Genomic DNA, 24,423 nt, shown 5'->3' on the forward strand with positions numbered 1-24,423 from the left:
AGGAGGGTGGATGCCATGCCCTGCAAACGCTTCACGAACGAACAGATCGCCTTCGCCCTGCGGCAGGCGGAGAACGGTGCGACGGCGGACAAGGTCTGCCGGAAGATGGGCGTCTCTGAGCCAACCTTCTACCGCGGGAAGAAGGAGTTCGTTGGCATGGGGGGTGCCGGAGATCCGGCGGCTCAAACAGCTGGAAGACGAGAACAGCAAGCTCAAGCGGCCGGTCGCCGACCTGCGCTGGACCGTTCGATGCGTACCGAGACGTGCTCAAGCGAAGGTGGTGAGGCCCGCCGCTCGTCGTGAGGTCGCCGGTCACCTGTAGGTCCTATGACGTCAGCGAGCGTCGGGCCTGCCAGGCCGCCGGCGTCAGTCGTTCGTCGCAGCCGCCACAGGAAGCGATCCGACCCGCAGGTCGCAATGCGCATGCGACTGAAGGCGCTGGCCGCCGCGCGGGTCCGTTACGGCTATCGGCGGCTGCACATCCTGCTGCGACGGGAGGGCTGGGAGGTGAACCACAAGCGCACCGACCGGATCTACTGGGACGAGGGGCTGTCGATCCGGTCCAAGCTGCCCAAGCGCAAGCGCGCCTGGCGCTATCGCCAGGGGCGACCGGCGATCGGCGGACCCAACGAGGTCTGGGCGATGGACTTCATGTCCGACCGCCTGTTTGACGGGCGTCCGTTCCGGATCCTGACCCTCGTCGATTGCCATACGCGAGAGTCACGCTCACTCACACCGAGAACCAACGTCCGCGCCTTCCAGGTGACCGAGGCGCTGGACGCTTTGGTTCGGCTAAGGGGGCGGCCTCAGAGCCTGCGGGTCGACAACGGCCCGGAGTTTGCCGGTTGCATGCTCGACCCGTGGGCCTACCTGAACGGGGTCGAAATCGACTTCTCCCGGCCGGGCAAGCCGACCGACGACGCCGACATCGAGTCGTTCAACGGCCGTACGGGCGGAGTGCCTGAACGCCTCGTGGTTCCTGTCGCTGGCCGATGCTCGCGAGCGCATCAAGGAATGGAGGTGCCACTACAATGAAGATCGACCCCACATGGCCCTGGGCGGCTTGACGCCCCGAGCCTTCGCCAACCAATCTGTCACAGCCCAGGAACTTGCATAGGCCGTGGACCACAAACGGGGGCAACTCCAAGCCCACCGTGCACTAACTTTAGCCTCGGACTACCTCACAGGGCCGATCACGAGTTCGGCGGATGGATCAGCGATCAACGGAAGGCACACCGATGGGGTTCGCCGGCACCTGTCGAGCCAAGTCGGATCGAGCCTCGCTGCCCCTGTCGCTATGGCCCCGTCACTTCAGGCGCGCGGCGGCCCAGGCGATGTGGTCGGCCATGAAGGTCGAGATGAAGAAGTACGAGTGGTCGTAGCCCTCGCGCATGTTGAGGGTCAGCGCGATGCCGGCCTTCTGGCAGGCCTCTTCCAGCAGCCAGGGGCGCAGGCCGTCCTGAAGGAAGCTGTCGGCGGTGCCCTGATCCACCAGGAACTCGGGGAAGCGCTTGCCGTCCTCGATCAGCGCGGTGGCGTCGTGGGCGCGCCAGGCGGCGGTGTCGGACCCGAGGTACTTCTCGAAGGCGGGCTTCGACCACCCGGCCGTCGAGGGCTGGGCGATCGGTGCGAAGGCGGAGCAGGACTTGAAGCGCTCGGGGTAGGTCAGCGCGATGGTCAGCGCCCCGTGGCCGCCCATGGAATGGCCGAAGATGCCCTGGCGGGTCATGTCGGCGGGGAATTCCTGCGCGATGAGCGCCGGCAACTCCTCCGTGACGTAGCTCCACATCCGGTAGTTCTTGTCGTAGGGCGCCTGCGTGGCGTCCAGATAGAAGCCGGCGCCGGAGCCGAACTGCCAGTTGCCCTCCTCGTCCGGGATGCCGGGGCCGCGCGGGCTGGTATCCGGAGCCACGATGATCACGCCGTGCTCGGCCGCCGCTGCCCGGTACTCGCCCTTGTCCATGACGTTGGCGTGCGTGCAGGTGAGCCCGGACAGGTACCACAGCACCGGGACCGGGCCGTTCTCGGCCTGGGGCGGCACGAACACCGCGAAGGTCATCGGGCAGCCCGTGGTCTGGGCATCGTGCTTGTAGACGCCCTGCGTGCCGCCATGGGCGCGGGCCTTCGAGACGGTTTCCATCACCTGTGATCTCCTGCGAGGGGGCTGAGACGATCGTCTTCAGGAATTCGCGGCTCTCCGCCCCCTTGCGGGGAGGAGTTGGAGGTGGGGGTGGCTCCCGCCAGCCTCAGCCGGCCGAGGGTCACCCGACCACCCCCACCCCTGGCCCCTCCCCGCAAGGGGGAGGGGAAGCGCCTTCATCGGCGCGCGTGTCAGTAGACGACGACGGAGCGGATCGACTTGCCCTCGTGCATGAGGTCGAAGCCGTGGTTGATCTCCTCCAGCGGCATGGTGTGGGTGATCAGATCGTCGATGTTGATCTTACCCTCCATGTACCAGTCGACGATCTTGGGCACGTCCGTGCGGCCGCGCGCGCCGCCGAAGGCCGAGCCCTTCCAGACGCGGCCGGTGACCAGCTGGAACGGACGGGTCGAGATCTCGCGGCCGGCCTCGGCCACGCCGATGACGATCGACTCGCCCCAGCCCCGATGGCAGCACTCGAGGGCCTGGCGCATCACGTGGACGTTGCCGGTGCAGTCGAAGGAGAAGTCGGCGCCGCCGCCCGTGAGGTCGACGATGGCCTGGACCACCTTGTCGGTGCCGATCTCGCTCGGGTTGATGAAGTCGGTCATGCCGAACTTGCGGGCCATGGCCTGCTTCTCCGGATTGATGTCGACGCCGATGATCTTGTCGGCACCCACCATCCGGGCGGCCTGGAGCACGTTGAGGCCGATGCCGCCGAGACCGAACACCACCACGTTGGCGCCCGGCCAGACCTTGGCGGTGTAGATCACTGCGCCGATGCCCGTGGTCACGCCGCAGCCGATGTAGCAGATCTTGTCGAAGGGGGCGTCCTCCCGGATCTTGGCGAGCGCGATGGCGGGCAGGACCGTGAAGTTCGAGAAGGTCGAGCAGCCCATGTAGTGGAACACGGTGCTTGAACCGCCGGGGCTGCCGCCGGTGGAGACGCAGGAGAAGCGGCTCGTGCCGTCCGGCATCACGCCCTGGCCCTGGGTCGCCCGGATCGCGGTGCACAGGTTGGTGCGCTGCGAGAGGCAGGACTTACAGTTGCGGCATTCCGGCGTGTAGAGCGGGATGACGTGGTCGCCGGGCTTCAGCGTGGTGACGCCGGCGCCGACCTCGCGGACGATGCCCGCGCCCTCATGGCCGAGGATCGCCGGGAACTTGCCCTCGGAATCCAAGCCGGAGAGGGTGTAGGCATCGGTGTGGCAGATGCCGGTGGCCATCAGCTCGACGAGAACTTCGCCGGCCTTGGGCCCCTCGATGTCGATGGTCTCGATCGTGAGAGGTTTCTTGGCCTCCCACGCGACCGCGGCGCGCGTCTTCATCACGTGTTCCTAGTGTCTGGACGATCACGGACGGCGTCGAACGGCCGACTCTTCGGCGCACCTCGCTCAAGGGCTGTGCACCGAACGGTCCGAAAATCTGGTGCGTGTGTGATGGTTCTGGCGCCGGGATGCAACGTCTGCGTTCGGGTTTCGGGCGTGCCCACACGATTTGCTTCCGACGACGCGCGACCAGTACCGCCATACGCCAAGTGCGTGTCCGCTGCCGGTTTGGATGGGCACATCCCGACCAGCGTGCAGCGAATGAGGTCGGGCACGACGAGTTCGATGCGTGCAGCCCTGGGTGAGGTCGATGGCGAGCTTGATGCCCCCTGGCCTCCGCTTTCGCCGGGGCGATCAGGGCGCGCCGGTGCGGGATCGACGCGCCCGTCGAGGGGAGGGGCCTCACGCCGCCAGTTCGGGCTGCCGGACCGGGAGCGGCGGGTTTCCGGCGAGTTCGTCCTTGATCATCGCCAATCCCTTGCTCGCGAGCGCCAGGGTCGGCGCATTGGTGTTGCCGCTCACGATGGTGGGCATGATCGAGGCGTCGATGACCCGAAGACCGCGCACGCCGCGCACCCGCAGCGACGGGTCGACCACTGCGTCGGCGTCGGCGCCCATCCGGCAGGTGCCGGTCGGATGCCACATGCAGGTCAGCGTGCGGCGGGCGTGCTCGGCGAGGTCGGCATCGCTCTGCACGGTCCGGCCCGGCAGGAGTTCCGGATCGTCCTCGAGCAGGTGCCGGAGCGCCGGCGCCTTGAGAACCTCGCGCACGTAGCGCAGGCCGGCGACCATTTTGCGCATGTCCTCGGGGTCGCCGAGGTAGTTCGGGTCGAAGACCGGCGCCGAGCGCGGATCGGCATCGCGCAGCTTGACGTAGCCGCGGCTGCGGGGCTGGAGCACGACGTTCTCCAGGGTCAGGCCGGGATAGGGCTCCGGCTTGCCGAGCGCGGCGTTCGCGATGGCCGCGGCGTGGAAGCTCTGGATGGTCGGGGCGCCGTCGGGATCGTCGGGGTTGAAGTAGCAGACGGATTCGATGCCGTTGGTGGCCGCCGGACCGGTGCCGGTCAAAATGTACTGCAGGCCCGCCCGCAGCATCCCGAGGCCCGACGCGGCGCGCGCGTAGCCCCAGTCGCCCTTGCAGCGCGCCGTCACGGGCACCTGCGGGTGGTCCTGCAGATGCCGCCCGACATCGGGGGCCTGGACCAGGAGCTTGATGTCGTGCCGGGCGAGTTCGTCTTTGGGGCCGATGCCGGAGAGCATGAGGAGCCGCGGGGAGTTCAGGGCGCCGGCGCTCAGGATCACCTCGCCCGCCAGCGCGCGATGCGGGCGGCCGTTGCGCAGGTACTCGACGCCGGTGGCGCGGTCCCCCTCCAGGATGATGCGCGTGGCCAGGGCGCGGGTTCGGACCGTCAGGTTCGGGCGGCCCTTCGCCGGGTGGAGGAAGGCCACGGCCGAACTGCACCGGCGATTGTCGCCGATGGTGAGCTGGCAGGGGCCGACGCCGCGCTGCACCGCGCCGTTATAGTCGGGATTGTACGGCAGACCGACCTGCTGGAAGCCCTTCACGATGGCCTGGTTCAGCGGGTTCAGGTGCGGCTGCGACACCTTCAACGGCCCGTCGGTCCCGTGCCAGGGGCCGGCGAGGAGGTCGTTGCCTTCCATCGCCACGAAATGCGGCAGCAGGTCCTGCCACGACCAGGCACCGGTCCCGCCGGCCGCCTCGGCCCAGTGCTCGTAATCCTCCGGCTGCCCGCGCACATAGGCCATGGCGTTGATCGAGCTGCCGCCGCCGAGGCCCTTGCCCTGCTGGACCGGCCGGGGCCGCCCGTCCAGCTGGGCCTGCGGGACAGTCTCGTAGGGCCACAGGAACCAGCCGTGCTGGAGCAGCTTCGCGAAGCCGGCCGGGATGTGGATGAGCGGATCGGTGTCGCGGCCGCCGGCTTCGAGCAGGAGGACCTCGGCGTCGGTCTCGGCGGCGAGGCGGCCGGCGATCAGGCTGCCGGCGGAGCCGCCGCCGACGACGATGACGTCATGGTTCGTCGTCGGAACCGATGATGAGGGGCGGTGACTGGACATGGGGAACTCCTTGGCGAGGCGTACCCGGCCGGGTTCCGGCCTGGGCGAAATGTCGGCTCAGAACGGGTAGGCGGCCGGGCGGCTGCGGACGGTCACCCAGTGCTCGCGCGTGAATTCGTGGAGGATCGATTGGCCGCCGAACCGGCCGATCCCGCTGTTCTTCTCGCCGCCGAAGGGACCGGTCGGGCTGTCGTCGACGGTGTGGTCGTTGACGTGGGTCATCCCGGCCTCGACGCCGAGGGCGAAGCGGACGCCGCGCTCCGGGTCGCGCGTGAAGACCGCGCTCGACAGGCCGAACGGGGTGTCGTTGGCGAGGGCCAGGGCGTGCGCCTCGCCATGCGCCTTGATGATCGGTGCGATGGGGCCGAACATCTCGTCCTGCGCGAGCGGCATGTCGTTGGTCACGTCGGCGAACACGTGCGGCGGCAGCACGAGGCCCTCCGGCTCGCCGCCCAGCACCTGACGGGCACGGGACGACCGGGCGCCCGCGATATGCGCCAGATGGGCCTTCAATTGCCGGGCGTTGATCACCGGGCCGATGGCGACGGACGGGTCGTTCGGATCGCCGTACTTGAGCGTGCGGACATGGGCCGTGAACCGATCCACGAAGACGTCATAGATCTTGGCATCGACGATGATGCGGTTGGTGCTCATGCAGATCTGGCCCTGGTGCAGGAACCGGCCGACCACCGCGGCGCGGACCGCGTGCTCCAGGTCGGCATCGTCCAGCACCACGAGGGGCGCATTGCCGCCGAGTTCGAGCCCGACGCGCTTCATGCTGGGGCCGGTCATCGCGAGCTGGCCGATGTGGCGGCCCACCCGGGTCGAGCCGGTGAAGGAGATGAACCGCGGCACCGGGTGCAGGGTGAAGGCGTCGCCGATCTCCTCGATCGGGCCGATCACCACGTTGAGCAGCCCCGGCGGCAGGCCGGCCTCCTCGAACACCTTGGCGATGAGCAGGCCGCCGGTCACCGGGGTGTCCTCCGCCGGCTTGAGGACGACCGCGTTGCCGAGCGCGAGGGCGGGGGCCACCGAGCGCACCGACAGGTACATCGGGAAGTTCCAGGGGCTGATCACGCCGATCACCCCGAGCGGCTGCCGATAGACCCGGCTTTCCTTGTTCGGCTCGTCGAGCGGCAGGATGCGGCCTTCGACCCGGTACGGGAACCCGATGCAGTCCCGGGTGACCGCCTGGACGAACTGCCATTCCAGTTCGGCCTTGGCGCGGGTGCTGCCGGCCTCGCGCACCAGCCAGTCGACGATCTCGCCGTGGCGCGCTTCCAGGATGGCGAGGGCCCGGACCATCACGGCGGCCCGTTCCGCCGGAAGACGATCGGCCCAGGCCCGCTGCGCCTTCGCCGCCGCCTCGTACGCCGCGTCGAGGTCGCTTCTGTCGGCCATCACGATCACGGCGAGCCGCTCGCCGGAATAGGGATTGTCGTCGGGAAGCTTGCCGCCGTGCCGGCCATGGCGCCAGGCGCCGCCGATATACTGGCCGTCGAAGCCCGCATAAGGCCTCGGGGCTTCCGGCGCGGCGGGGGCCGGGCGCGTGACATCGCCGGATGCGGGGACGTGATTTGCCATGGTTCTCTCCGTCTTGTCGGCTTGATCCGCGGCTGCACGGGTTCGCGGCGTGCGGATCGCGGGCTCGGTCGGTTTTGAGGGTCCGGTGGCGCCACCGCTGACGAGGGCGCGCAGGCCGTCAGTCTTCGGGCGCGAGAATCAGGTGCGCGGTCCGGTGGACGCTCCGGAGCGGGACGGCGGTGGCATGCGGACGGGGTGTCTCGCCCGTCGCCGTCACGACGGGCGGGGCATAGGGCATGACCGAGGCGGCCAGCGCGATGACATTGGCGGCGGCACGCAGGTCGTCGGGCTCGTGCGGGTCGCGGGCGATCCGCGCGGCATCGCGCTGCAGGCGGAGGTTGCAGGCCTGCGGCGGCAGGCCGGTCGCGGGCCAGCAGGCGTCGTGGCGTGCGCAGGCCGCGTCGAGGGCGTCGATGGGCGGCAGCGGCGCGTTGCTGCCCGGGCCGCAATAATTGCCGTGGATTAGGAGCGCCGGGTCGGCCTTCGCGGGGCCCGCGCCGGCGGCCAGGGTCGCCAGGAGAATCGGTACGGTCAGTCTCTCGATCATGGTCATCGACCTCGTCTTGAACCCACCCCCTCAGGTGAGCCGCCGGTCGCGCCGCGCAGCGGGCCGATCGGCCTCCAACGTCCTGTGTCTGTCCCGTCCTGTGGCTCCATCGCAGGCAAGGACCCACCACGCTTTGCATGCGTAAAGATAGAATGCTATCTATCAGCACGCAATCGGTTAGCACGTATGCGACGGGGACATGTCGGACGGGCTTGGCAACGGCCGTCCGCGCGGCCTAATAGGTAGAACACTATCTATTAGGTCTGCACGGTCCCCGACGGGGCTTGCTTAAAGCCGCGAGAGGTCATCGCCGGTGTCCGAGACATTCGACCGTCAGCGCCAGACCTACACCCACACCCTGCTGTTGGCCGGGCGCCAGTGGCGGCGGGCGGCCAACGCCGTCGCCGAAGCGCATGGCCTGTCGGACGCGACCGCGCTGCCCCTGATCCTGATCGAGCGCCTCGACGGGCATCCCCGCCAGAACGCCCTGGCCGAGGCCGTGGGCATCGAGGGGCCGTCGCTGGTGCGGCTCCTCGACCAGCTCGGCGCGGCGGGCCTGATCGTGCGCATGGAGGATCCGACCGACCGCCGCGCGAAGGTCCTCAGCCTCACGCCGGCCGGGAAGACAGTGGTCGCCCAGATGGAGGCCGAGCTCACCAAGTTGCGGGACGCGGTGTTCGCAGAGGTCGACAGCGCCGATATCGAGGCCAGCCTGCGGGTGTTCCAGGCCATCCAGCGCTACAGCCGCAACCTGCCGGCGGGCGCGGTGCCCGAGGAGGCCGCGGAATGAACCTTCCCGGCTGGCAAGACTGGTCCTTCGCGATCAAGACCTACGCGGCGGCGATGCTGGCCCTGTACCTCGCCATGTGGATCGACCTGCCGCGGCCGTACTGGGCCCTGGGCACGGTCTACATCACCAGCCAGGTCCTGGCCGGCGCGACGCGCTCGAAGGCGCTCTACCGGGTGCTCGGCACCTTGCTGGGCGCCACGGTGACCGTGATCCTGGTCCCCAACCTCGCGAACGCGCCGGAGCTCCTGACCCTCGCCATCGCGTTCTGGGTCGCCCTCTGCCTGTATGTCTCGCTGCTCGACCGGACCCCGAGCAGCTACCTGATGATGCTCGGCGGCTACACTGCGGCGCTGATCGGCTTCCCCGCCGTGGGCGAGCCGGGGGCGATGTTCGATACGGCGGTCGCCCGCGCCGAGGAGATCATGCTGGGCATCCTGTGCGCCAGCCTCGTCTCCACCCTCGTCCTGCCCCGCTCCGTGGCCCCCCTGATCGCGGGGCGGCTCGACCTCTGGCTGCGCGATGCCCGGGGCTGGGTCGCCGACGTGCTCGGCCGGACCGGCAGGGCCCGGGACACGCAGGCCCGGCGTCTGCGGCTCGCCTCCGACGCCTTGGCGTTCGATGCCCTGGCGACACCGCTGCGCTACGACATGACCGGCGGCGAGCGCTCGGCCGCCGCCATGGCGACGCTGCGCCAGCACATGCTGATGTTCCTGCCCATCGTCTCCGCCGTCGCGGACCGCATCGCGACGCTGGACCAGGCCGGAGCGCTTCCCGCACGCGTCCGCGGCCTTCTCGACGACATGGCCGCCTGGATCGCGTCCGGGACGACGGATCCGGACGTCGCAGCGCGGATGCGCGCGGCCGCGGACGCCGTCGACCCGCGCCTGGGTCGGGGCTCGAACTGGTCCGATCTGGTCCTCGCGAGCCTCGTCGCGCGCCTGCGCGACTTCATCGACCTGCGCCAGGATGCGCGGCTGTTGCAGCGGCACGTTGTCGACGGCACGCCCGTCACCGAGGACCTCGCCTTCCAGTACACGGCCAAGGCCCGCACGATCCGGCATCGCGATCACGGCATGGCCATGCTGTCGGCGATCGGCGTGTTCATATCGATCCTGCTCTGCTGCGCGATCTGGATCGCCACCGGTTGGCCGGACGGGTCCGGCGCGCCGATGATGGCGGCCGTCGCCTGCTGCTTCTTCGCCGTCCAGGACGACCCGGCCCCGTCCATCGTCAGCTTCGCCAACTCGGCCATCGTCGGCGGTGTCGTGGCCGGCCTCTACCTGTTCGCCGTGCTTCCGAGGGCGACCAGCTTCGAGATGCTGGCGCTGGCGCTGGCGCCGGCCCTGATCCTCTGCGGCCTCTGCATGACCCAGCCGAGGACGGCGCCGATCGCGATGGGCGCCGCCGTCAACGGCTCGGCCATGATCGCGCTCCAGGGCAGCTACACCGGCGACTTCGCGGCCTTCACCAACGCCTCGCTCGCCGTGATCACCGGGATGTGGATCGCGGCGGTGGTGACACGGCTGGTCCGGTCGGTCGGGGCCGACTGGACGGCGCGACGCCTGCGGGTCGTGAACCGCCGGAGCCTGGCGGACGCCGCCGAGCGTCGCGGCGCCGAGAACGGCCTCGAACTCGCGGCGATCATGCTCGATCGGGTCGGCCTGATCGCGCCGCGGCTGGCGGCGCTCCCGCCCGAAGACGCCGCCTGGACCGCCGACCTCGTCGCGGAGGTCCGGGTCGGGATCAACGTCGTCGAGTTGCGCCGGGATCGTCGGCGGCTCTCGCCCGAGGCGCGGACGGGCGTCGAACGCCTCCTCGCCGCCCTGGCGGAGTATTTCCGCACGCGCGCCGCGCATCCGCCCGTCGCGCTTCTGGAGACGATCGATGCCGCGATGGACGCCACCGCGACGCATCCGCAGCAGGCCTCTCACCGGGCGGCGCTGCTCGGCCTAGTGGGCATCCGCCGCGGCCTCTTTCCCGACGCGTCGCCTTGGCGGCCGAACGTGTCGATCACCCCGCAGACAGGGCTCGCGGCATGACCGGAGAACTCGACATCTACGGGGTCTTCGTCCCGTGCCTCGCGGCTTGGATGCTGCTCGCCTTCCTGATCAGCCTGGTGGCGCGCGGCATCCTGGAAAAAACCGGGTTCTACCGCCTGGTCTGGCACCGCCCGCTGTTCGACCTCGCACTCTACGTCGTCCTGCTCGGGTGCGTCGTCTCGGTGGCGCTGCCGCTGACCTCATGACCGCGCGGCAACCGCCCGTCTTCGCTCCGCTCTCGTCCCCGACCGTTCGGCTTCTCCCATGACCCGGCTGCTCACCCTCTCGTTCCGCCTGATCGTCACCCTCGCCATGGTCGCCGCCGCGATCGTCGTCGGGCTGGCCCTGTGGGACTACTACATGGAAGCCCCCTGGACCCGCGACGGGCGGGTGCGCGCCGACGTGGTGGCCGTGGCGCCCGACGTTTCGGGCCTGGTCACCGAGGTCCTGGTCGAGGACAACCAGGTGGTGAAGCGCGGCGACGTGCTGTTCCGGATCGACCCCGAGCGCTTCACCCTGGCCCTGCGCCAGGCCGAGGCCATGGTCGAGGGCAAGCGGGCCAGCGCCGAGCAGGCGGCCGCCGACTACGTCCGCTATTCGCGGCTCAGCGACGCCGCCGTCTCGCAGCAGAAGGTCGAGCTCGCCCGCGCGACGGACCTGTCGGCGAAGGCCGCCTACGACCAGGCTGTGGCCGACCGGGACGTCGCCAAGCTCAACCTCGACCGCTCCGCGGTGAAGGCCTCGGTCAACGGCCGCATCACCAACATGGAGCTGCGGCCGGGCACTTACGTCAACACCGGCAGGGGCGTGATGGCGCTGGTCGACAGCGACACGCTCCGGGTCGAGGGCTATTTCGAGGAGACCAAGCTGCCGCGCATCCATGTCGGCGACCGGGCCAGCATCCGCCTGATGGGCGATGACGGGGTCATCACCGGCCATGTCGAGAGCTTCGCGGGCGGCATCGAGGATCGGGAGCGCACCGCCGGCGCGAACCTGCTCGCCAACGTCAATCCGACCTTCGCCTGGGTGCGGCTGGCGCAGCGCATCCCGGTGCGGATCAAGCTCGACGGCGTTCCCGACCAGACCCGGCTGGTCTCCGGTCGCACCGCGACGGTCTCGGTCGCCGCGGACGGTCAGATTCCGCGGATCAACGTCCTCGGGGTCTGGCGCAAGGTCCTGGTCGTCGCCGACCGCACCCTGAACTGACGCCCGCTCGTCTGCGCCGCTCCCGGAACGCGAAGGGAATCACGCATGCCGGCCAACCAGGATCGTCGCAGCAACCTGCTGGTGCGGACCGAATCCGGCGAAGTTCTTGGCACGACGGCCCACGGTGTGCGGACCTGGCGGGGCATTCCCTTCGCCGCACCGCCGGTCGGCGCGCTGCGTTTCAGGAGGCCGCTTCCGCCGGAACCGTGGCAGGGCACGCGACAGGCCGATGCCTTCGGTCCCCTGCCCATGCAGAAGCGGGGGTTTGAGGCGATCGGCGGCGCGGGCGCGCGCACGCCCATGTCCGAAGACTGCCTGACGATCAACGTCTCGGCGCCGCTCGCGGACAGCCCCGGCCTGAGGCCGGTGATCGTCTGGATCTATGGCGGCGGCTTCTCCCTCGGCGGCACACGGACGCCACTTTATCGCGGTGATCACCTCGTCGAACGGGGCGACGCCGTGTTCGTGAGCTTCAATTACCGCGTCGGCCTCTTCGGCTTTTCCGATTTCAGCGCCTGGTCGACACCGGAGCATCCGATCGACAGCAATCTGGGCCTCCGGGACCAGGTTGCTGCCCTGGACTGGGTGAGGCGGAACATCGCCAAGTTTTCCGGCGATCCGGACAACGTCACCCTCGTCGGTCAGTCCGCCGGAGCGGCGTCCGTGGTCGCGCTGATGTGCGTTCCCGCGGCCGCCGGCCTGTTCCACCGCGCCTACGCCATGAGCGCGTCGGCGGCGTGTGCCTATACGCCGGAGAGACACGCGGTCTTCTCGGCGGACCTCTTGGACAGGCTGGGGATCGATCCCGGCGACAGGAACACCGTTGCACGCGCGCTGAAGACGGTGTCCGCCGAGAAAGCCACCGCGGTCGCTTCGACCTTCTTCTACGATGTCGCGCCGGACAAATACCCCGGCTTCCTGCCGTCCGCGCCCGTGATCGATGGCGATTTTCTGCCGCGGCACCCGATCGACGCCTTCCGGAGCGGCCTGGCCCAGCGCATTCCCCTGGTCATCGGCACGATGGCGCGGGAAGGGGCGACCCTGGATAAGCTGTTGCCGGTCATCTGCAGCCGGGTCAGCCGGCTCGAACCCCTGTTTGCCGGCGAAGATCCCGCTCTCCGGCAGCGCATCGTGGCGGCCTATCCCGGCTATCCGTCGAAGAAGACGGCCATCGACGTTGCCGGCGATCTCAACTTCTGGCTGCCCACTCTGCAGATCGCCGAGGGGCATAGCCGCATGGCCGATTGCTGGGTCTACCGGTTCGACTACGCGACGCCGCTGACCCGCCTTCTGCTGAGCGAGGCCTCGCACGGACTCGACCTGCCGATGCTGTTCGGCACGCCCGGCGAAGGCCCGTTGGGCCGCTTCGACCTGTTCTGTCGGCGCCGATCGGAGGCCATGAGCCGGCGATTTCAGGACGTCTTTCTCGATTTCACCCGCGGTCTCGCGCCCGGCTGGAGCCGATACGACGCGGATCGGCGTCCGACCCGCATCTTCGATCGCACCGATCGCGAAGACCTCGATCCGTGCCGCGAACGACGCCTAGCCTGGGGGACCTATCGGGGGCCGACCTGACGGTCCGGTTGCGGAACGTCGGGCTGGGACGCGCCGGGCGAGATCGACACGATCGCGACCGGTCGGCGACTGCCGGGCGATAGCAGGCCCCGCTGGAGGCGGACCGCATGGTTTTACCGCGTCCGCCGAGCCGTGCATTGGCCTCGGGATCCCGCGAGAGACGCGTCTTGCGGGTTCGATGAACACAAAAAGGGAGCGCCGTCGCGTCGAACGGCTAGCCTCGGGTCAAGGGCGCCACGCCAACCCACAACAACAGTCATGCAAGCTTCATCGCCAGGCCGTAACGGAGGCTGCCGTCAGGGGCGACGGAGGGGCAGATGGCGGGTTCCTCGATCACGCGTCGACAGGCGTTCGCGGCGGGCGTCGCCGCCCCGTTCGTCATCCGGCACGCCGCGCTCGCCCAGGCCGACGCGCGACCGTCGATCACGGTGGCCGTGCAGAAGGTGTCCAATACCAACACTCTGGATGTACTGCGCGAACAGTCCAATGTCGGCGAGCGCGTCTTCTTCTCCTCCCTCTGGGAAGGCCTGATCGGGCGGAACTGGCGCGGCCAGCTCGAGACCGTGCCCGGTCTCGCCACCGGATGGCGGCGGATCGATGAGCGCGTCGTCGAACTCACGCTGCGGCGGGGCGTCAAGTTCCACAACGGCGACGCAATGACAGCGGAGGACGTCGCCTTCTCGTTCGGCCCAGAACGGATGTTCGGCGACACCCAGCCGAGCGCGGGCAAGACCATCGCGGCCGATTTCTCGATCGGTGGCGGCCGGGGTTCGAAGGAGCTTCCCCTCGAGGTGCCGGCGGTGGCCCGGCGCAACTGGCCGGCCTTGCTCGGCGTCGAGATCGTGGACAGGGACACCGTCCGCTTCGTGAACGCCACGCCGGACGTGACGCTGGAAGGCCGCCTCTCGCGCTATGGCAGCGAGATCATGAACCGGCGCGCCTTCGAGGAGGCAAAGACTTACGCCGACTGGGCGAACAAGCCGGTCACCACGGGGCCCTATCGCGTCGCCGAATACCGTCCCGATGTCTCGCTGCTGCTCGAGGCCCATGACGCTTACTGGGGCGGGCGCCCGCCGCTGAAATCGATCCGCTTCGTCGAGGTGCCCGAGACGGCCGCGCGCATCGCGGGACTGCTCTCCGGCGAGTACCAGTTCGCCTGCGACATCCCGCCGGACCAGATCGCGCAGATCGAGACGAACCCGGCCTTCGAGGTTCAGGGCGGCCCGATCCCGAATCATCGGCTGACGGTGTTCGACAGGAACCACGCCCAACTCGCCGACCCGCTTGTCCGCCGGGCGATGACCCATGCGATCGATCGGCAGGCGATCGTCGAGTCGCTCTGGGCCGGCCGCACCGTCATCCCGAAGGGCCTGCAATGGCCCTTTTACGCCGACATGTTCATCGAGGACTGGTCGGTCCCGGCCTACGATCCCGGCCTGGCGCGGGCTCTCGTCAAGCAGGCGGGCTACAGGGGCGATCCGATCCCCTATCGGCTTCTCAACAACTACTACACCAACCAGGTTCAGACCGCACAAGTGTTGGTCGAGATGTGGCGGGAGGCCGGGCTCAACGTCGAGATCGAGGTCAAGGAGAACTGGCAGCAGGTCTTCGAGCGCACGCCGACCCGCGCCGTGCGGGACTGGTCCAACTCCGCGCTGTTCAGCGATCCCGTCTCCTCGCTCGTGAACCAGCACGGCCCCAACGGCCAGCAACAGCAGGTCGGCGAGTGGAGCCACCCGGAGTTCAACACGCTGTCGGTCGAACTCGAGACGTCGACGGACCGTGCCCGCCGCAAGCAGGTCTTCCGCCGTCTGCTCGAAATCGCGGAGCGGGAGGACCCCGCCTACACCGTGCTCCACCAGAATTCGACGTTCACGGCCAAGCCCAGGGCGCTCGCCTGGAAGGCTTCGCCCGCCTTCGCGATGGATTTCCGCGCCGAGAACTGGGGCGGACGGAGCTGAGACTGGCGTGAGAGTTCGACCTCCAGCGCGAGCGTCCGGCGCGACGCCTTTTACAGCTGCCGGTCGGTGTGATGAGGGCTGACACGCTCGTGAGGACTGGACGACCGACCTTGGCTCGCTCGAACACCCGATGTGGCAACGTCCAGACCGTGGCGAAGACCTGGAAGAACGACGCGTTCAACGCGCTCTGCCCGGTGCTGCAGGGTTCGCTCGACCCGCAGGAGCGCCGGCGCGTCTTCCGGCAGATGCTGGAGATCTACGATGTGATCGACCCGCCGGGCACGGCCCTGCACGACCTCACCATGTTCTACGGCAAGGCTAAGGCCGTCTCCTGGCAGGCCTATCCGGTCGAAGTCATGGATTTCCGCGCCGGCAATAGGGTCTAGGCGCGATGGCTGCTCCGCATTCCGACGACCTTGTCACGATCCGCGGCCTGACCGTCACCTTCGACGGAGTCCGCGCGCTCCACGGCATCGACCTGAGCGTCGCGCGGGGCGAGGCCCTCGGTCTCGTCGGCGAGTCCGGCTGCGGCAAGTCGGTCACGTGGCTTGCCGCGCTGGGCCTGCTCCCCGGGCGGGCGAAGGTCGGCGGCAGCGTGCAGCTGGAGGGGCAGGAACTCGTCGGCGCGCCGCCGGCGGTCTTGGACCGGGTGCGGGGTGGACGCATCGCCATGATCTTCCAGGATCCGGCGAGCGCGCTCAATCCGGTCCTCCGATTGGGCCGCCAGGTCGGCGAGGCGCTGGCGCTGCATCGCGGCCTGTCCGGGGCGGCGATCCGGGCCGAGGCGAAGCGCCTCTTCGACCTCGTGGGCATCCCCGATGCGGCACGGCGCCTCGATGCCTACCCGCACGAGCTCTCCGGCGGCCAGAACCAGCGCGTGATGATCGCGATGGCACTGGCCGGCGATCCGGACCTGCTCGTCGCCGACGAGCCCACCACCGCGCTCGACGCCACCATCCAGGCTCAGATCCTCGACCTGCTCACCCGTATCCGGCGCGAGACCGGCATGGCGCTGGTGCTGATCAGCCACGATCTCGGGGTGATCGCGCAGACCTGCGAGCGCGTCTGCGTGATGTATGCCGGGCGCATCATCGAGACCGCGCCGGCCGACCTCCTGTTCGCGCATCCGCTGCATCCCTACGCACAGGGGCTCCTGGCGGCTCTGCCGCCCCTCGACGGTGTCCGGCGCCGCCTGTCCCCGATCGAAGGCACCGTCCCCGATCCCTGGGACATGCCGCCGGGCTGCGCCTTCGCGCCGCGCTGCCCCGGCGCCGTCGCGGCCTGCGACCGGACGGTGCCGCACCTCGTCGAGGCGCGACCGCAGCGTCGCGCCGCCTGCATCGCGGTCCGCCCGGAGGAGCAGCCGGCTGTCCCGGAGCGCGCCCGCGCATGAGCGAGGCCCTGCTCGCGCTGCACGGTGTCGGCCGCCGCTACGTCACGCGCCGGGGCCTCCTCGGGCGCCGAACCGAGGTGCACGCCGTCGACGGCGTCTCGCTGACGGTGGCGCGGGGCCGCACCCTCGGGCTCGTGGGCGAATCCGGTTCCGGCAAGTCGACCACCGGCCGGCTCGCCCTCGGGCTGGAGCCGCCCGATTCCGGAACGGTGCTGTTCGAAGGCGTGCCGCTGCCGCGGGCGGCCACGTCGGACTGGCGGCGCCTGCGGGCGCGCATGCAGATGATCTATCAGGATCCCCTCGGCGCGCTCGATCGGCGCCTGCCGATCCTGGAGCAGGTCCGCGAGCCCCTCGACGTGCACGGGATCGGCGAGCCGAAGGCGCGCGACGAGAAGGCGCTCGCTTTGCTCCGTTCCGTGGGGCTGCGGCCCGAGCAGGGGCGCCGCTACCCGCACGAACTGTCCGGCGGCCAGCGCCAGCGCGCCGTGATCGCCCGGGCGCTGGCCGCCGGCCCCAGCCTGTTGGTCTGCGACGAGCCGGTCTCCGCCCTCGATGTCTCGATCCAGGCGCAGGTCGTCAACCTGCTGGTCGATCTCCAGCAGGAGCTGGGCCTGGGGATGCTGTTCATCAGCCACGACCTCAGGGTGGTCCGTCAGGTCAGCCACCGCGTCGCGGTGATGTATCTCGGCCGCATCGTCGAGGAGGGCGAGGCGGATCTGCTCCTGCACGATCCGGCCCATCCCTATACCGAGGCGCTGGTCTCGGCAGCCCCGGTGCCGGGCCGGGGCGCGCGGCCGCGCATCGTGCTGCAGGGCGACCCGCCCAATCCCGCCGCGCGGCCGCCCGGCTGCGCCTTCCATCCCCGCTGCCACGCCGTGCAGGCGCGGTGCCGGGTCGAGCGGCCGGCGCTTCTGCCGATGCGCGACGGGCGGCTCGCCGCCTGCCACGTCGCGCAGGCCCGGGCGCCGTTCCTCAGGGCCGCGAGCTGATGCTGCGCTTCCTCCTCATCCGCCTCGGCCGCGCGCTGCTCACCATCGCGCTCGTGGTCACCTTCGCGTTCGTGGTGCTGCGGCTCTCGGGCGACCCGGCGCTGATCATCATGAGCGTCGACGCCCCGCCGGAGGCGATCGCCGCCTTCCGCAAGGCCTGGGGCCTCGACGACCCGATCTGGCTGCAATACCTGCACTACTTCGCCGCCATCGGTCAGGGCGAGCTCGGCCTGTCGATGCGCAGCGGCCGGCCGGCCCTCGACCTCGTCGTGGAGCGCATCCCCGCGACCCTGGCGCTGACCCTGCCGGCTCTGGCGCTGAAGCTCGGCATCGGCATCCCGGCCGGCATCCAGGCCGCGCTCCACCGCGACAGCCCGATCGATCGCCTCGTCATGGTCGCGGCGGTGGCGGGCTTCACCGTGCCGAGCTTCGTCCTCGGCCTCGTCCTGGTGCTGCTCTTCGCGGTGCAGCTCGGCTGGCTGCCCTCGGGCGGGCAGGAGAGCTGGCGCCACGCCATCCTGCCGGTGCTGACCCTCGGCATCGGCGGGGCGGCGACCCTCGCCCGCTTCACCCGCTCGGCCATGCTGGAGGTGCTGGGCCAGCCCTACATCCGCACCGCCAGCGCCAAGGGCGTGCCCTGGGCGGCGGTCGTGCGCGGCCACGCCCTGCCCAATGCCGCGATCCCCACCGTCACCATCGTGGGTTTCATGGTCGGCAGCCTGATCGCGGGCGCGGTGGTGGTGGAGAGCGTGTTCTCCTGGCCGGGGGTCGGGCGGCTGCTCGTGGTCGCCGTCGCCAACCGCGACCTCGCCGTCGTGCAGTGCATCCTGCTGCTGGTGGCGATCACCATGGTGTCGTCGAACCTCGTGGTCGACCTGCTCTACGGCCTCATGGACCCGCGGCTGCGGGCCGGCGGCGCGGCCGGAGGGCACTGAGATGGCGGGAACGAGCGCCTCCAGCCTCGTCCGCGGGGTCGCCGCGCCCGGGCGCGGGCGCCGCATGCCGGCCCCCGTCTGGATCGGGCTCGCCTGGCTCGCGCTGATGCTCGTGGCCGCGCTGGCCGCCGACTGGATCACGCCGTACCGCTTCACGACCTTCGATCTGCGCAACCGCCTGGCGGTTCCGTTCCATCCGACGCATTGGCTCGGCACGGACGAACTCGGCCGCGACGTGCTCTCGCGCCTGATCGTCTCGATCCGCATCTCGATCCTGGTCGCCTTCGGGGCGACGCTGATCTCGGCGCTGCTCGGCACCGCCTTGGGGTTCCTGGCGGCGCATGCCCGCGGCCTCGTCGAACAGCTCGTGCTGATGCTGGCGGACTTCCAGGCGGCGATGCCGTTCCTGATCCTGGCCCTGGCCGTGCTCGCCTTCCTGGGCAACGCGCTGCCGCTCTTCATCGCACTGTTGGGGCTCTACGGCTGGGAGCGCTACGCCCGCATCGCCCGCGGGCTCGCCATCTCGGCCGGCGCGCAGGGTTATGCCGGGGCCGTGCGCCAGATCGGGGCCTCGCCGGCCCGGGTCTACCTGCGCCACATCCTGCCCAACATCGCCTCGACGCTGATCGTCTCCATGACGCTGACCTTCCCCGAGGTGATCCTGCTGGAAAGCGGCCTGTCCTTCCTCGGCCTCGGCTTGCAGCCGCCGATGACCTCGCTGGGCAACATGGTCAGCTACGGCCGCGGATACCTGACGCGCGCGCCCTGGATCCTGCTCGCTCCGGCCGCCTGCATCGTCACGACCACCCTGGCGGTCAGCCTGGTCGGCGACTGGCTGCGCGACAGGCTCGACCCCACCCTGCGCTGATCAAACGGGAGAGACATCATGCTGCCCAACGGCGTCCTCGGCACCGGCATTTCCGCCCCCTATCCCGCGGGCGATCTCTCGGATCTGCCCGCCATCCTCGACCGCGTCGAGGCGCTGGGCGTCGAGACGATCGAACTGCCGACCTTCGCGATGGATCTGGTGGTCGGCGGCCGGATCCGCCGCCCGCATCTGGAGAGGCTGAAGCAGGCCTGCGCCGGGCGCCGCGTCCGCTTCACGGTGCACGGCCCGCTCGCGATCAACTTCTTCGACGATCCCGCCCGGCTGGGGCGGCATTTCGAGGTGCTGGAAGCCTCCCTCGAGATCGCGGCCGAGATCGGCGCGGTCCACTACGTCCTGCATTCCGGTCTCGCGCCGGTCGCGGAGGTCGCCATCCTCGAAAGCGCCTATGCCCGCCAGCGGGAGTGGCTGGGGCGTGCCGGCGAGGTCGCCCGCGGTCTCGGCCCGCTGATCTGCGTCGAGACGATGTTCGGCGGCCACGAAGGCAAGGTTCATTGCGCGTCACCGGCCCGCCTGGCGGCGGAACTGGCCGCCATCGACCATCCGTATGTGCGCGCGACGCTCGACGTCAGCCATTCCTTCCTGCGGAACGGCTTCCACGGCGGCGACTTCATCGCCGACATCGCGGCGCTCGCCCCGTTCGCGAACCATCTCCACGTTCACGATTCTTTCGGCCGCGCCGACGCGATCTGGATGTATCACGAGAGCGAGCGGCTCGCCTTCGGCCACGGCGACCTGCATCTGCCGGTCGGCTGGGGCGCGATTCCCTGGGACGCGCTGATCGACGCCTGCACCTTCCCCGCAGGCACCGTCTTCAACATCGAACTCAGGCCGCGCTACTGGTACGCGGTCGAGGCGTGCATCGCCGCCACGAAGGCGCTCGCGGCCCGGGCTCACACGCGGGCGGTCCCGAGCGCGGCATGACCGGCCCGCGCCCCCCGGCCGACCGCGTCGTCCTCTGCGTCTTCGACGGGCTGCGGCCGGATTTCGTCACGCCGGAGCGGATGCCGAACCTCGCCCGCTTCGCCGGGCAGGGCACTTGGTTCCGGGAGGCGCGCAGCGTCTTCCCGTCGATGACGCGGGTCGCCACCACCGCCATCGCCACCGGCGCGCATCCGCGCGTCCACGGCATCGTCGGCAACGCCTTCTACTTCCCGCAGGCGACGCGCAGCCACGTGCTCGACCTCGGCCGATGGGACGACATCTCCCTCGCGGTGCAGGCGACCGGCGGCCGGTTCGTGACCGCCGAACCGATGGGCGACGTGCTGGCGCGGGCCGGCCGGCGCATGGCCGTCGTCCATACCGGGTCGGCCGGCGCCGCCTATCTGATCAACCCCCATGCGCGCGACAACGGCCACTGGACCCTGCCGATCCTCGGCCGCGAGCACGGCGGCACGCCGGAGGCCGCGGATGCGGTGATCGCCCGCTTCGGCCCGCTGCCGCCGCGCCGGCTGCCGCGCTTCGAGGAGACCGACTATGCCGAGCGCGTCTTCCGCGAGCACGTGCTCGAAACACTGAAGCCCGATGTCGCGCTGATCTGGTTCAACGAGCCGGACACCGCCTTCCATTACCGCTCGCTCGGATCGCCCGAGACCCTGGATGTCGTGCGCACCGTCGACGACGCCTTCGGCCGCATCCTCGGCTGGGTCGATGCCCAGCCGGATGCCGACCGCTACACCGTGATCGCCGCCTCCGATCACGGCCAGATCACCATGCGCGACGCGCTGCCGCTCTGCGACCTTCTGAGGGGCGCCGGACATGTCGGGCGACGCGGCGTCGAGCGGACGCTCGACGGTGCGCGCTTCGTGATGACCGGCGGCAATATGGGCGAGATCCGGATCCTGGAGGGCGGCGCGGCGCGGCGCGACGCCATCGCGCGATGGCTGATGGCGCAGAGCTTCACCGGCATGGTGTTCACGCGCGGCGGCGACGGCATCGCGGGCGAGGTCCCCGGCACGTTCTCGCTGTCGCTCGTCGATCTCGACCACGCGCGGGCGCCGGACCTCGTCTTCGTGCTGCGCTCCGACGACGGACCCGATCCGTTCGGCCACCCGGGCCTCGGGTTGATGACCGAGGGCGACGTACCGGTCGGCGGCGGCATGCATGGCGGCCTCAACCGGTACGAGCTGAACACCACCCTGATCCTGCGCGGAGCCGGTCTCCCGGCCGGGGTTATCGATCGCCGCCCGAGCGGCATCATCGATATCGCTCCGACGGTCCTGGCAACACTCGGCCTGCCCCCTGCGGCGACCATGACCGGCCGCTCGCTTCTCGATCCCGCGGCCGAGAGCGAGGCGCCCCGGATCTACGAAACCGGCCTCGGCGGCTTTCGCCAGCGCCTTGCCAGTGCCGAGCGAGACGGCTCGCGAATCCTGCTGCAAGGCGGTCGAGTCGACTGAGAAGCTTCCCACGGCGCAGGAATGGGTGCCCAGCGCGTCGCGCCGGTGGCTGGCCGGGCGGCACCGAACCCCACTTGGGACCAAAGCGGGCGGCGACGTCCTCGGCCGTCCGTCCGTCGCCATTGTGGAAGCGCGGGCCCTGCCGGGGTCAGAACTCCACCGTACAGCCATCGATTCGGCACTGCCTGCGACGTCGATTGTGACCTGCTCGGGCAAGGCACGTCTGACGCATGGCGGCAATGTGCTGCCGCACCGCAGCAAATCGAGTGCGCCACATTTTTGCCATCATCAAGACACTTCGCGGCCTTAATAGAACGTTCTAACAGATGGGCGACGGAGATCGCATTACCCAAGCCATTCGAAATTGCATACCGGGGGTTGTAAGATGGACCCAGCTAGTCTCTCGCCGTCGGCGATGTTCTTTCAGGCCGGGCTGGTCGGTAAGGGGGTGATCATCACCCTCTCGATCGCCTCCGTGTGGTGCTGGGCCCTGATCGCCGAGGGCATCTACACGACCATGCGACTCGGGCGGTCGCTCAAGGCGCTGGAGCGCGGGGGCGTTCCCAAGTTCCTGCGGCCGGTCGTCGATGCCGGAACACAGGCCGCCTCCGTCTCCCTCCCCAACGAGGGGGCGGGCGAGGCCCGCCAGCGCACCGTGGAGGCGATGAACCGCGCCGCCACGCACACGATGATCGCCACGGAGGGCGGTTACTCGAACCTCGCCGTGATCGCCTCCGTCTCGCCGTTCGTCGGCCTCCTCGGGACGGTCTGGGGCATCATGACCAGCTTCATCAGCATCGCCGCCTCGAACGACACCAGCCTCGCGGTCGTGGCGCCCGGCATCGCCGAGGCGCTGGCGACCACGGCGATCGGGCTGATCGCCGCGATCCCGGCCGCGATCGCCTACAGCCGCCTCGGTTCGATCCTCGGCAAGCTGTCCCAGAACCTGTCCCATCTGGTCGAGGCGCTCTCGGTCGACCTGATCGCCAAGAACCGCCTCGCATACAAGGAGATCTGACCATGGCCTTCGCCTCCAATTCCGGCGGCCCCTACCGCCCTTCCGCCGACATCAACGTCACGCCGCTGATCGACGTGATGCTGGTCCTGCTGATCGTGTTCATGGTCACGGCGCCGCTGCTCACGACGGGCATGAAGGTGAACCTGCCGCAGGCGCAGGTTGCCAAGCCGGTCGACCCGAAGGAGCCGGCGGTGGTCGCCGTCACCAAGGACGGCAAGCTGTTCATCGGCAAGGACGAGATCGAGGCGGAGCGCCTCGTGCCGGCGGTGGTCGCCGCGATCGAGAACGATTTGACCCGCGTCATCCATCTTCGGGGCGACAAGGACGCCGCCTACGGCGACGTTATCAAGGTGATGGACCTCCTGGCCAAGAACGGCATGACCCACATCGCGATCATCACCAGCAAGAACGGCGCCCAGGGCACCGCCAATGCCAGCCGCGCGTCCGCGTCCGCCGCGGCGGGGAGCGGTGAACCATGAACACGATGGCGCTGGCCGGAGCCGATCCGCTCGTCCTGTCCCTGCCCAGACAGGACAATGCCAAGGGCTTGGTCCGCGGCACAGCCCTTGTCGTGGCGCTCGGAGTCCACGCGTTGCTGTTCGTCTCGTCGGGACCCGAACCGCAGCCCATCGCGCCGCCCGCAGTCGAGACGCTCGAGGTCAGCGTCGTCGCCCAGGGCGACGCGACCACCGACAACGCCTCGGAAACGCAGAGCGCGGCCGAGATGGCGCCGCCACCGGAGCCCGAACCGGTCCCGCAGCAGCCCGAGCCGGAGCCGCCCCCGGCGGTCGAGGAGGCGCCGGTCAAGGAGGATCCCACGGCCATCGCGATCCCGGTCAGCAAGCCGGAACCGCCCAAGGTGGTGAAGCCGCCGGAGCCCCGCAAACCGCCGGAGCCCCGTCCGGTGCCCAAGCCGAAGCCCCAGCCCAAGGCCCCCCCGAAGACCGAGCCGCCGAGCGCCGCCAGCGCAGCGCAGCACAGGGGCCATGCCGGTGCCGAGCGCGGCGCGCAGGCCGATGCGAGCAAGGCGCTCGCCGATTACGGAGCGCGGCTGAAAGCCGAGATCAACCGGCACAAGGCCTATCCGGCCGCCGCCCGCAACCGGCACGCCTCCGGAATCGTCCTGGTGACCTTCCTGGTGGGTCCGTCCGGACACGTCGGCTCCGCGTCGATCGCCCGCTCGTCCGGGGATTCCGAGCTGGATCAGGCGGCCCTGCAGGCCGTGCGGGGCTCCAGCCTGCCACCGCCCCCGGGCGGCCATTTCGGCGGACGCATCGCGGTCGATTTTTCGCTGAAACGGTGACGAACCGAGATCTGCAAGGGCGCCCCGCCGAATCCCCGGCTGGGCGCCCGATCTTTTTAGAGCCTGTCTGAATGCGTAATTGCGGTCGCGTGACGGTTCTGACTGATGGAGATCCCGATTTCTCCCTCAGGATAAGGTCGAGAAAGGGAAAAGACCGGTCAAACAGGTTCTGAGAACGGCCACAGATCGGGCTTCAATCCCAAGCAAGCCATGAAAAGGCTCAGCGGCAGCCCTCTCAAGGTGTTTGACCTAGA

General features: G+C 69.7%; 21 protein-coding genes and 1 pseudogene. 17 read left to right on the forward strand and 5 right to left on the reverse strand.

All coding sequences use genetic code 11. The features are described 5' to 3' along the window. The first annotated feature begins 15 nt into the window (after positions 1 to 15). Positions 16 to 1,117: pseudogene (locus MKL20_RS16290) on the forward strand (IS3 family transposase). A gap of 189 nt (positions 1,118 to 1,306) precedes the next feature. Here MKL20_RS16290 and fghA read toward each other — a convergent pair. From fghA to MKL20_RS16315, 5 genes are all read right to left on the reverse strand, one after another. Next, on the reverse strand, positions 1,307 to 2,140 hold the full coding sequence (fghA, locus tag MKL20_RS16295) for an S-formylglutathione hydrolase (protein WP_244037561.1): 834 nt from the start codon (positions 2,138 to 2,140) through the stop codon (positions 1,307 to 1,309). 191 nt (positions 2,141 to 2,331) lie between these two features. Continuing rightward, positions 2,332 to 3,468, reverse strand: coding sequence for an S-(hydroxymethyl)glutathione dehydrogenase/class III alcohol dehydrogenase (locus MKL20_RS16300; protein ID WP_243961171.1), 1,137 nt, complete (start codon positions 3,466 to 3,468; stop codon positions 2,332 to 2,334). A gap of 402 nt (positions 3,469 to 3,870) precedes the next feature. Continuing rightward, positions 3,871 to 5,544: a GMC family oxidoreductase gene (locus tag MKL20_RS16305; RefSeq protein ID WP_244037542.1), complete on the reverse strand. Its 1,674-nt coding sequence runs from the start codon at positions 5,542 to 5,544 to the stop codon at positions 3,871 to 3,873. Positions 5,545 to 5,601: 57 nt separating this feature from the next. After that, a complete protein-coding gene (locus MKL20_RS16310; protein ID WP_244037543.1) occupies positions 5,602 to 7,128 on the reverse strand; it encodes an aldehyde dehydrogenase family protein in 1,527 nt (508 codons plus the stop codon). Between the two features lie 118 nt (positions 7,129 to 7,246). Beyond that, on the reverse strand, positions 7,247 to 7,675 hold the full coding sequence (locus tag MKL20_RS16315) for a hypothetical protein (RefSeq protein WP_244037544.1): 429 nt from the start codon (positions 7,673 to 7,675) through the stop codon (positions 7,247 to 7,249). A gap of 313 nt (positions 7,676 to 7,988) precedes the next feature. On the opposite strand from MKL20_RS16315, the gene MKL20_RS16320 reads away from it, so the two are divergent. The 16 genes from MKL20_RS16320 (at position 7,989) to MKL20_RS16395 (ending at position 24,169) form a co-directional block, all read left to right on the forward strand. Then, positions 7,989 to 8,465 carry a MarR family winged helix-turn-helix transcriptional regulator gene (locus MKL20_RS16320; RefSeq protein WP_244037545.1) on the forward strand — a complete coding sequence of 159 codons (477 nt, stop codon included), beginning with the start codon at positions 7,989 to 7,991 and terminating at the stop codon, positions 8,463 to 8,465. Continuing rightward, the gene (locus MKL20_RS16325; RefSeq protein WP_244037546.1) at positions 8,462 to 10,504 is read left to right on the forward strand and encodes an FUSC family protein; all 2,043 of its coding nucleotides are present in this window, start codon (positions 8,462 to 8,464) and stop codon (positions 10,502 to 10,504) included. The genes MKL20_RS16320 and MKL20_RS16325 overlap by 4 nt, the downstream gene beginning before the upstream one ends. Continuing rightward, positions 10,501 to 10,710 carry a DUF1656 domain-containing protein gene (locus MKL20_RS16330; protein WP_243967967.1) on the forward strand — a complete coding sequence of 70 codons (210 nt, stop codon included), beginning with the start codon at positions 10,501 to 10,503 and terminating at the stop codon, positions 10,708 to 10,710. Before MKL20_RS16325 ends, MKL20_RS16330 begins: the two co-directional genes overlap by 4 nt. Before the next feature lie 58 nt (positions 10,711 to 10,768). Then, positions 10,769 to 11,710, forward strand: coding sequence for an HlyD family secretion protein (locus MKL20_RS16335; protein WP_244037547.1), 942 nt, complete (start codon positions 10,769 to 10,771; stop codon positions 11,708 to 11,710). A gap of 45 nt (positions 11,711 to 11,755) precedes the next feature. Next, positions 11,756 to 13,285 (forward strand): carboxylesterase/lipase family protein, encoded by a 1,530-nt coding sequence (locus tag MKL20_RS16340; RefSeq protein WP_244037548.1) that lies wholly within the window; start codon positions 11,756 to 11,758, stop codon positions 13,283 to 13,285. Between the two features lie 317 nt (positions 13,286 to 13,602). Continuing rightward, a complete protein-coding gene (locus MKL20_RS16345; protein ID WP_244037549.1) occupies positions 13,603 to 15,246 on the forward strand; it encodes an ABC transporter substrate-binding protein in 1,644 nt (547 codons plus the stop codon). A 110-nt stretch (positions 15,247 to 15,356) separates the two neighbouring features. Beyond that, complete coding sequence (locus MKL20_RS16350; protein WP_243967951.1) at positions 15,357 to 15,632, forward strand: hypothetical protein; 276 nt, start codon at positions 15,357 to 15,359, stop codon at positions 15,630 to 15,632. Positions 15,633 to 15,637: 5 nt separating this feature from the next. Beyond that, positions 15,638 to 16,639 (forward strand): ABC transporter ATP-binding protein, encoded by a 1,002-nt coding sequence (locus tag MKL20_RS16355; protein WP_244037550.1) that lies wholly within the window; start codon positions 15,638 to 15,640, stop codon positions 16,637 to 16,639. Next, positions 16,636 to 17,628, forward strand: a complete 993-nt coding sequence (locus MKL20_RS16360) for an ABC transporter ATP-binding protein (protein ID WP_244037551.1) — start codon at positions 16,636 to 16,638, stop codon at positions 17,626 to 17,628. The genes MKL20_RS16355 and MKL20_RS16360 overlap by 4 nt, the downstream gene beginning before the upstream one ends. After that, the gene (locus MKL20_RS16365) at positions 17,628 to 18,563 is read left to right on the forward strand and encodes an ABC transporter permease (protein WP_244037552.1); all 936 of its coding nucleotides are present in this window, start codon (positions 17,628 to 17,630) and stop codon (positions 18,561 to 18,563) included. Before MKL20_RS16360 ends, MKL20_RS16365 begins: the two co-directional genes overlap by 1 nt. Before the next feature lie 64 nt (positions 18,564 to 18,627). Further along, positions 18,628 to 19,431, forward strand: coding sequence for an ABC transporter permease (locus MKL20_RS16370; protein ID WP_244037562.1), 804 nt, complete (start codon positions 18,628 to 18,630; stop codon positions 19,429 to 19,431). 18 nt (positions 19,432 to 19,449) lie between these two features. Next, positions 19,450 to 20,373 (forward strand): sugar phosphate isomerase/epimerase family protein, encoded by a 924-nt coding sequence (locus tag MKL20_RS16375; RefSeq protein WP_244037553.1) that lies wholly within the window; start codon positions 19,450 to 19,452, stop codon positions 20,371 to 20,373. Beyond that, positions 20,370 to 21,848 (forward strand): alkaline phosphatase family protein, encoded by a 1,479-nt coding sequence (locus MKL20_RS16380; protein ID WP_244037554.1) that lies wholly within the window; start codon positions 20,370 to 20,372, stop codon positions 21,846 to 21,848. Before MKL20_RS16375 ends, MKL20_RS16380 begins: the two co-directional genes overlap by 4 nt. A gap of 385 nt (positions 21,849 to 22,233) precedes the next feature. After that, positions 22,234 to 22,866 (forward strand): MotA/TolQ/ExbB proton channel family protein, encoded by a 633-nt coding sequence (locus tag MKL20_RS16385; protein ID WP_244037555.1) that lies wholly within the window; start codon positions 22,234 to 22,236, stop codon positions 22,864 to 22,866. Positions 22,867 to 22,868: 2 nt separating this feature from the next. Continuing rightward, positions 22,869 to 23,345, forward strand: a complete 477-nt coding sequence (locus MKL20_RS16390; RefSeq protein ID WP_244037556.1) for an ExbD/TolR family protein — start codon at positions 22,869 to 22,871, stop codon at positions 23,343 to 23,345. Further along, positions 23,342 to 24,169, forward strand: coding sequence for an energy transducer TonB (locus tag MKL20_RS16395; RefSeq protein ID WP_244037557.1), 828 nt, complete (start codon positions 23,342 to 23,344; stop codon positions 24,167 to 24,169). The genes MKL20_RS16390 and MKL20_RS16395 overlap by 4 nt, the downstream gene beginning before the upstream one ends. Positions 24,170 to 24,423 lie beyond the last annotated feature (254 nt).

The sequence above is a fragment of the Methylobacterium sp. E-066 genome (assembly GCF_022829635.1).
Classification (GTDB): domain Bacteria; phylum Pseudomonadota; class Alphaproteobacteria; order Rhizobiales; family Beijerinckiaceae; genus Methylobacterium.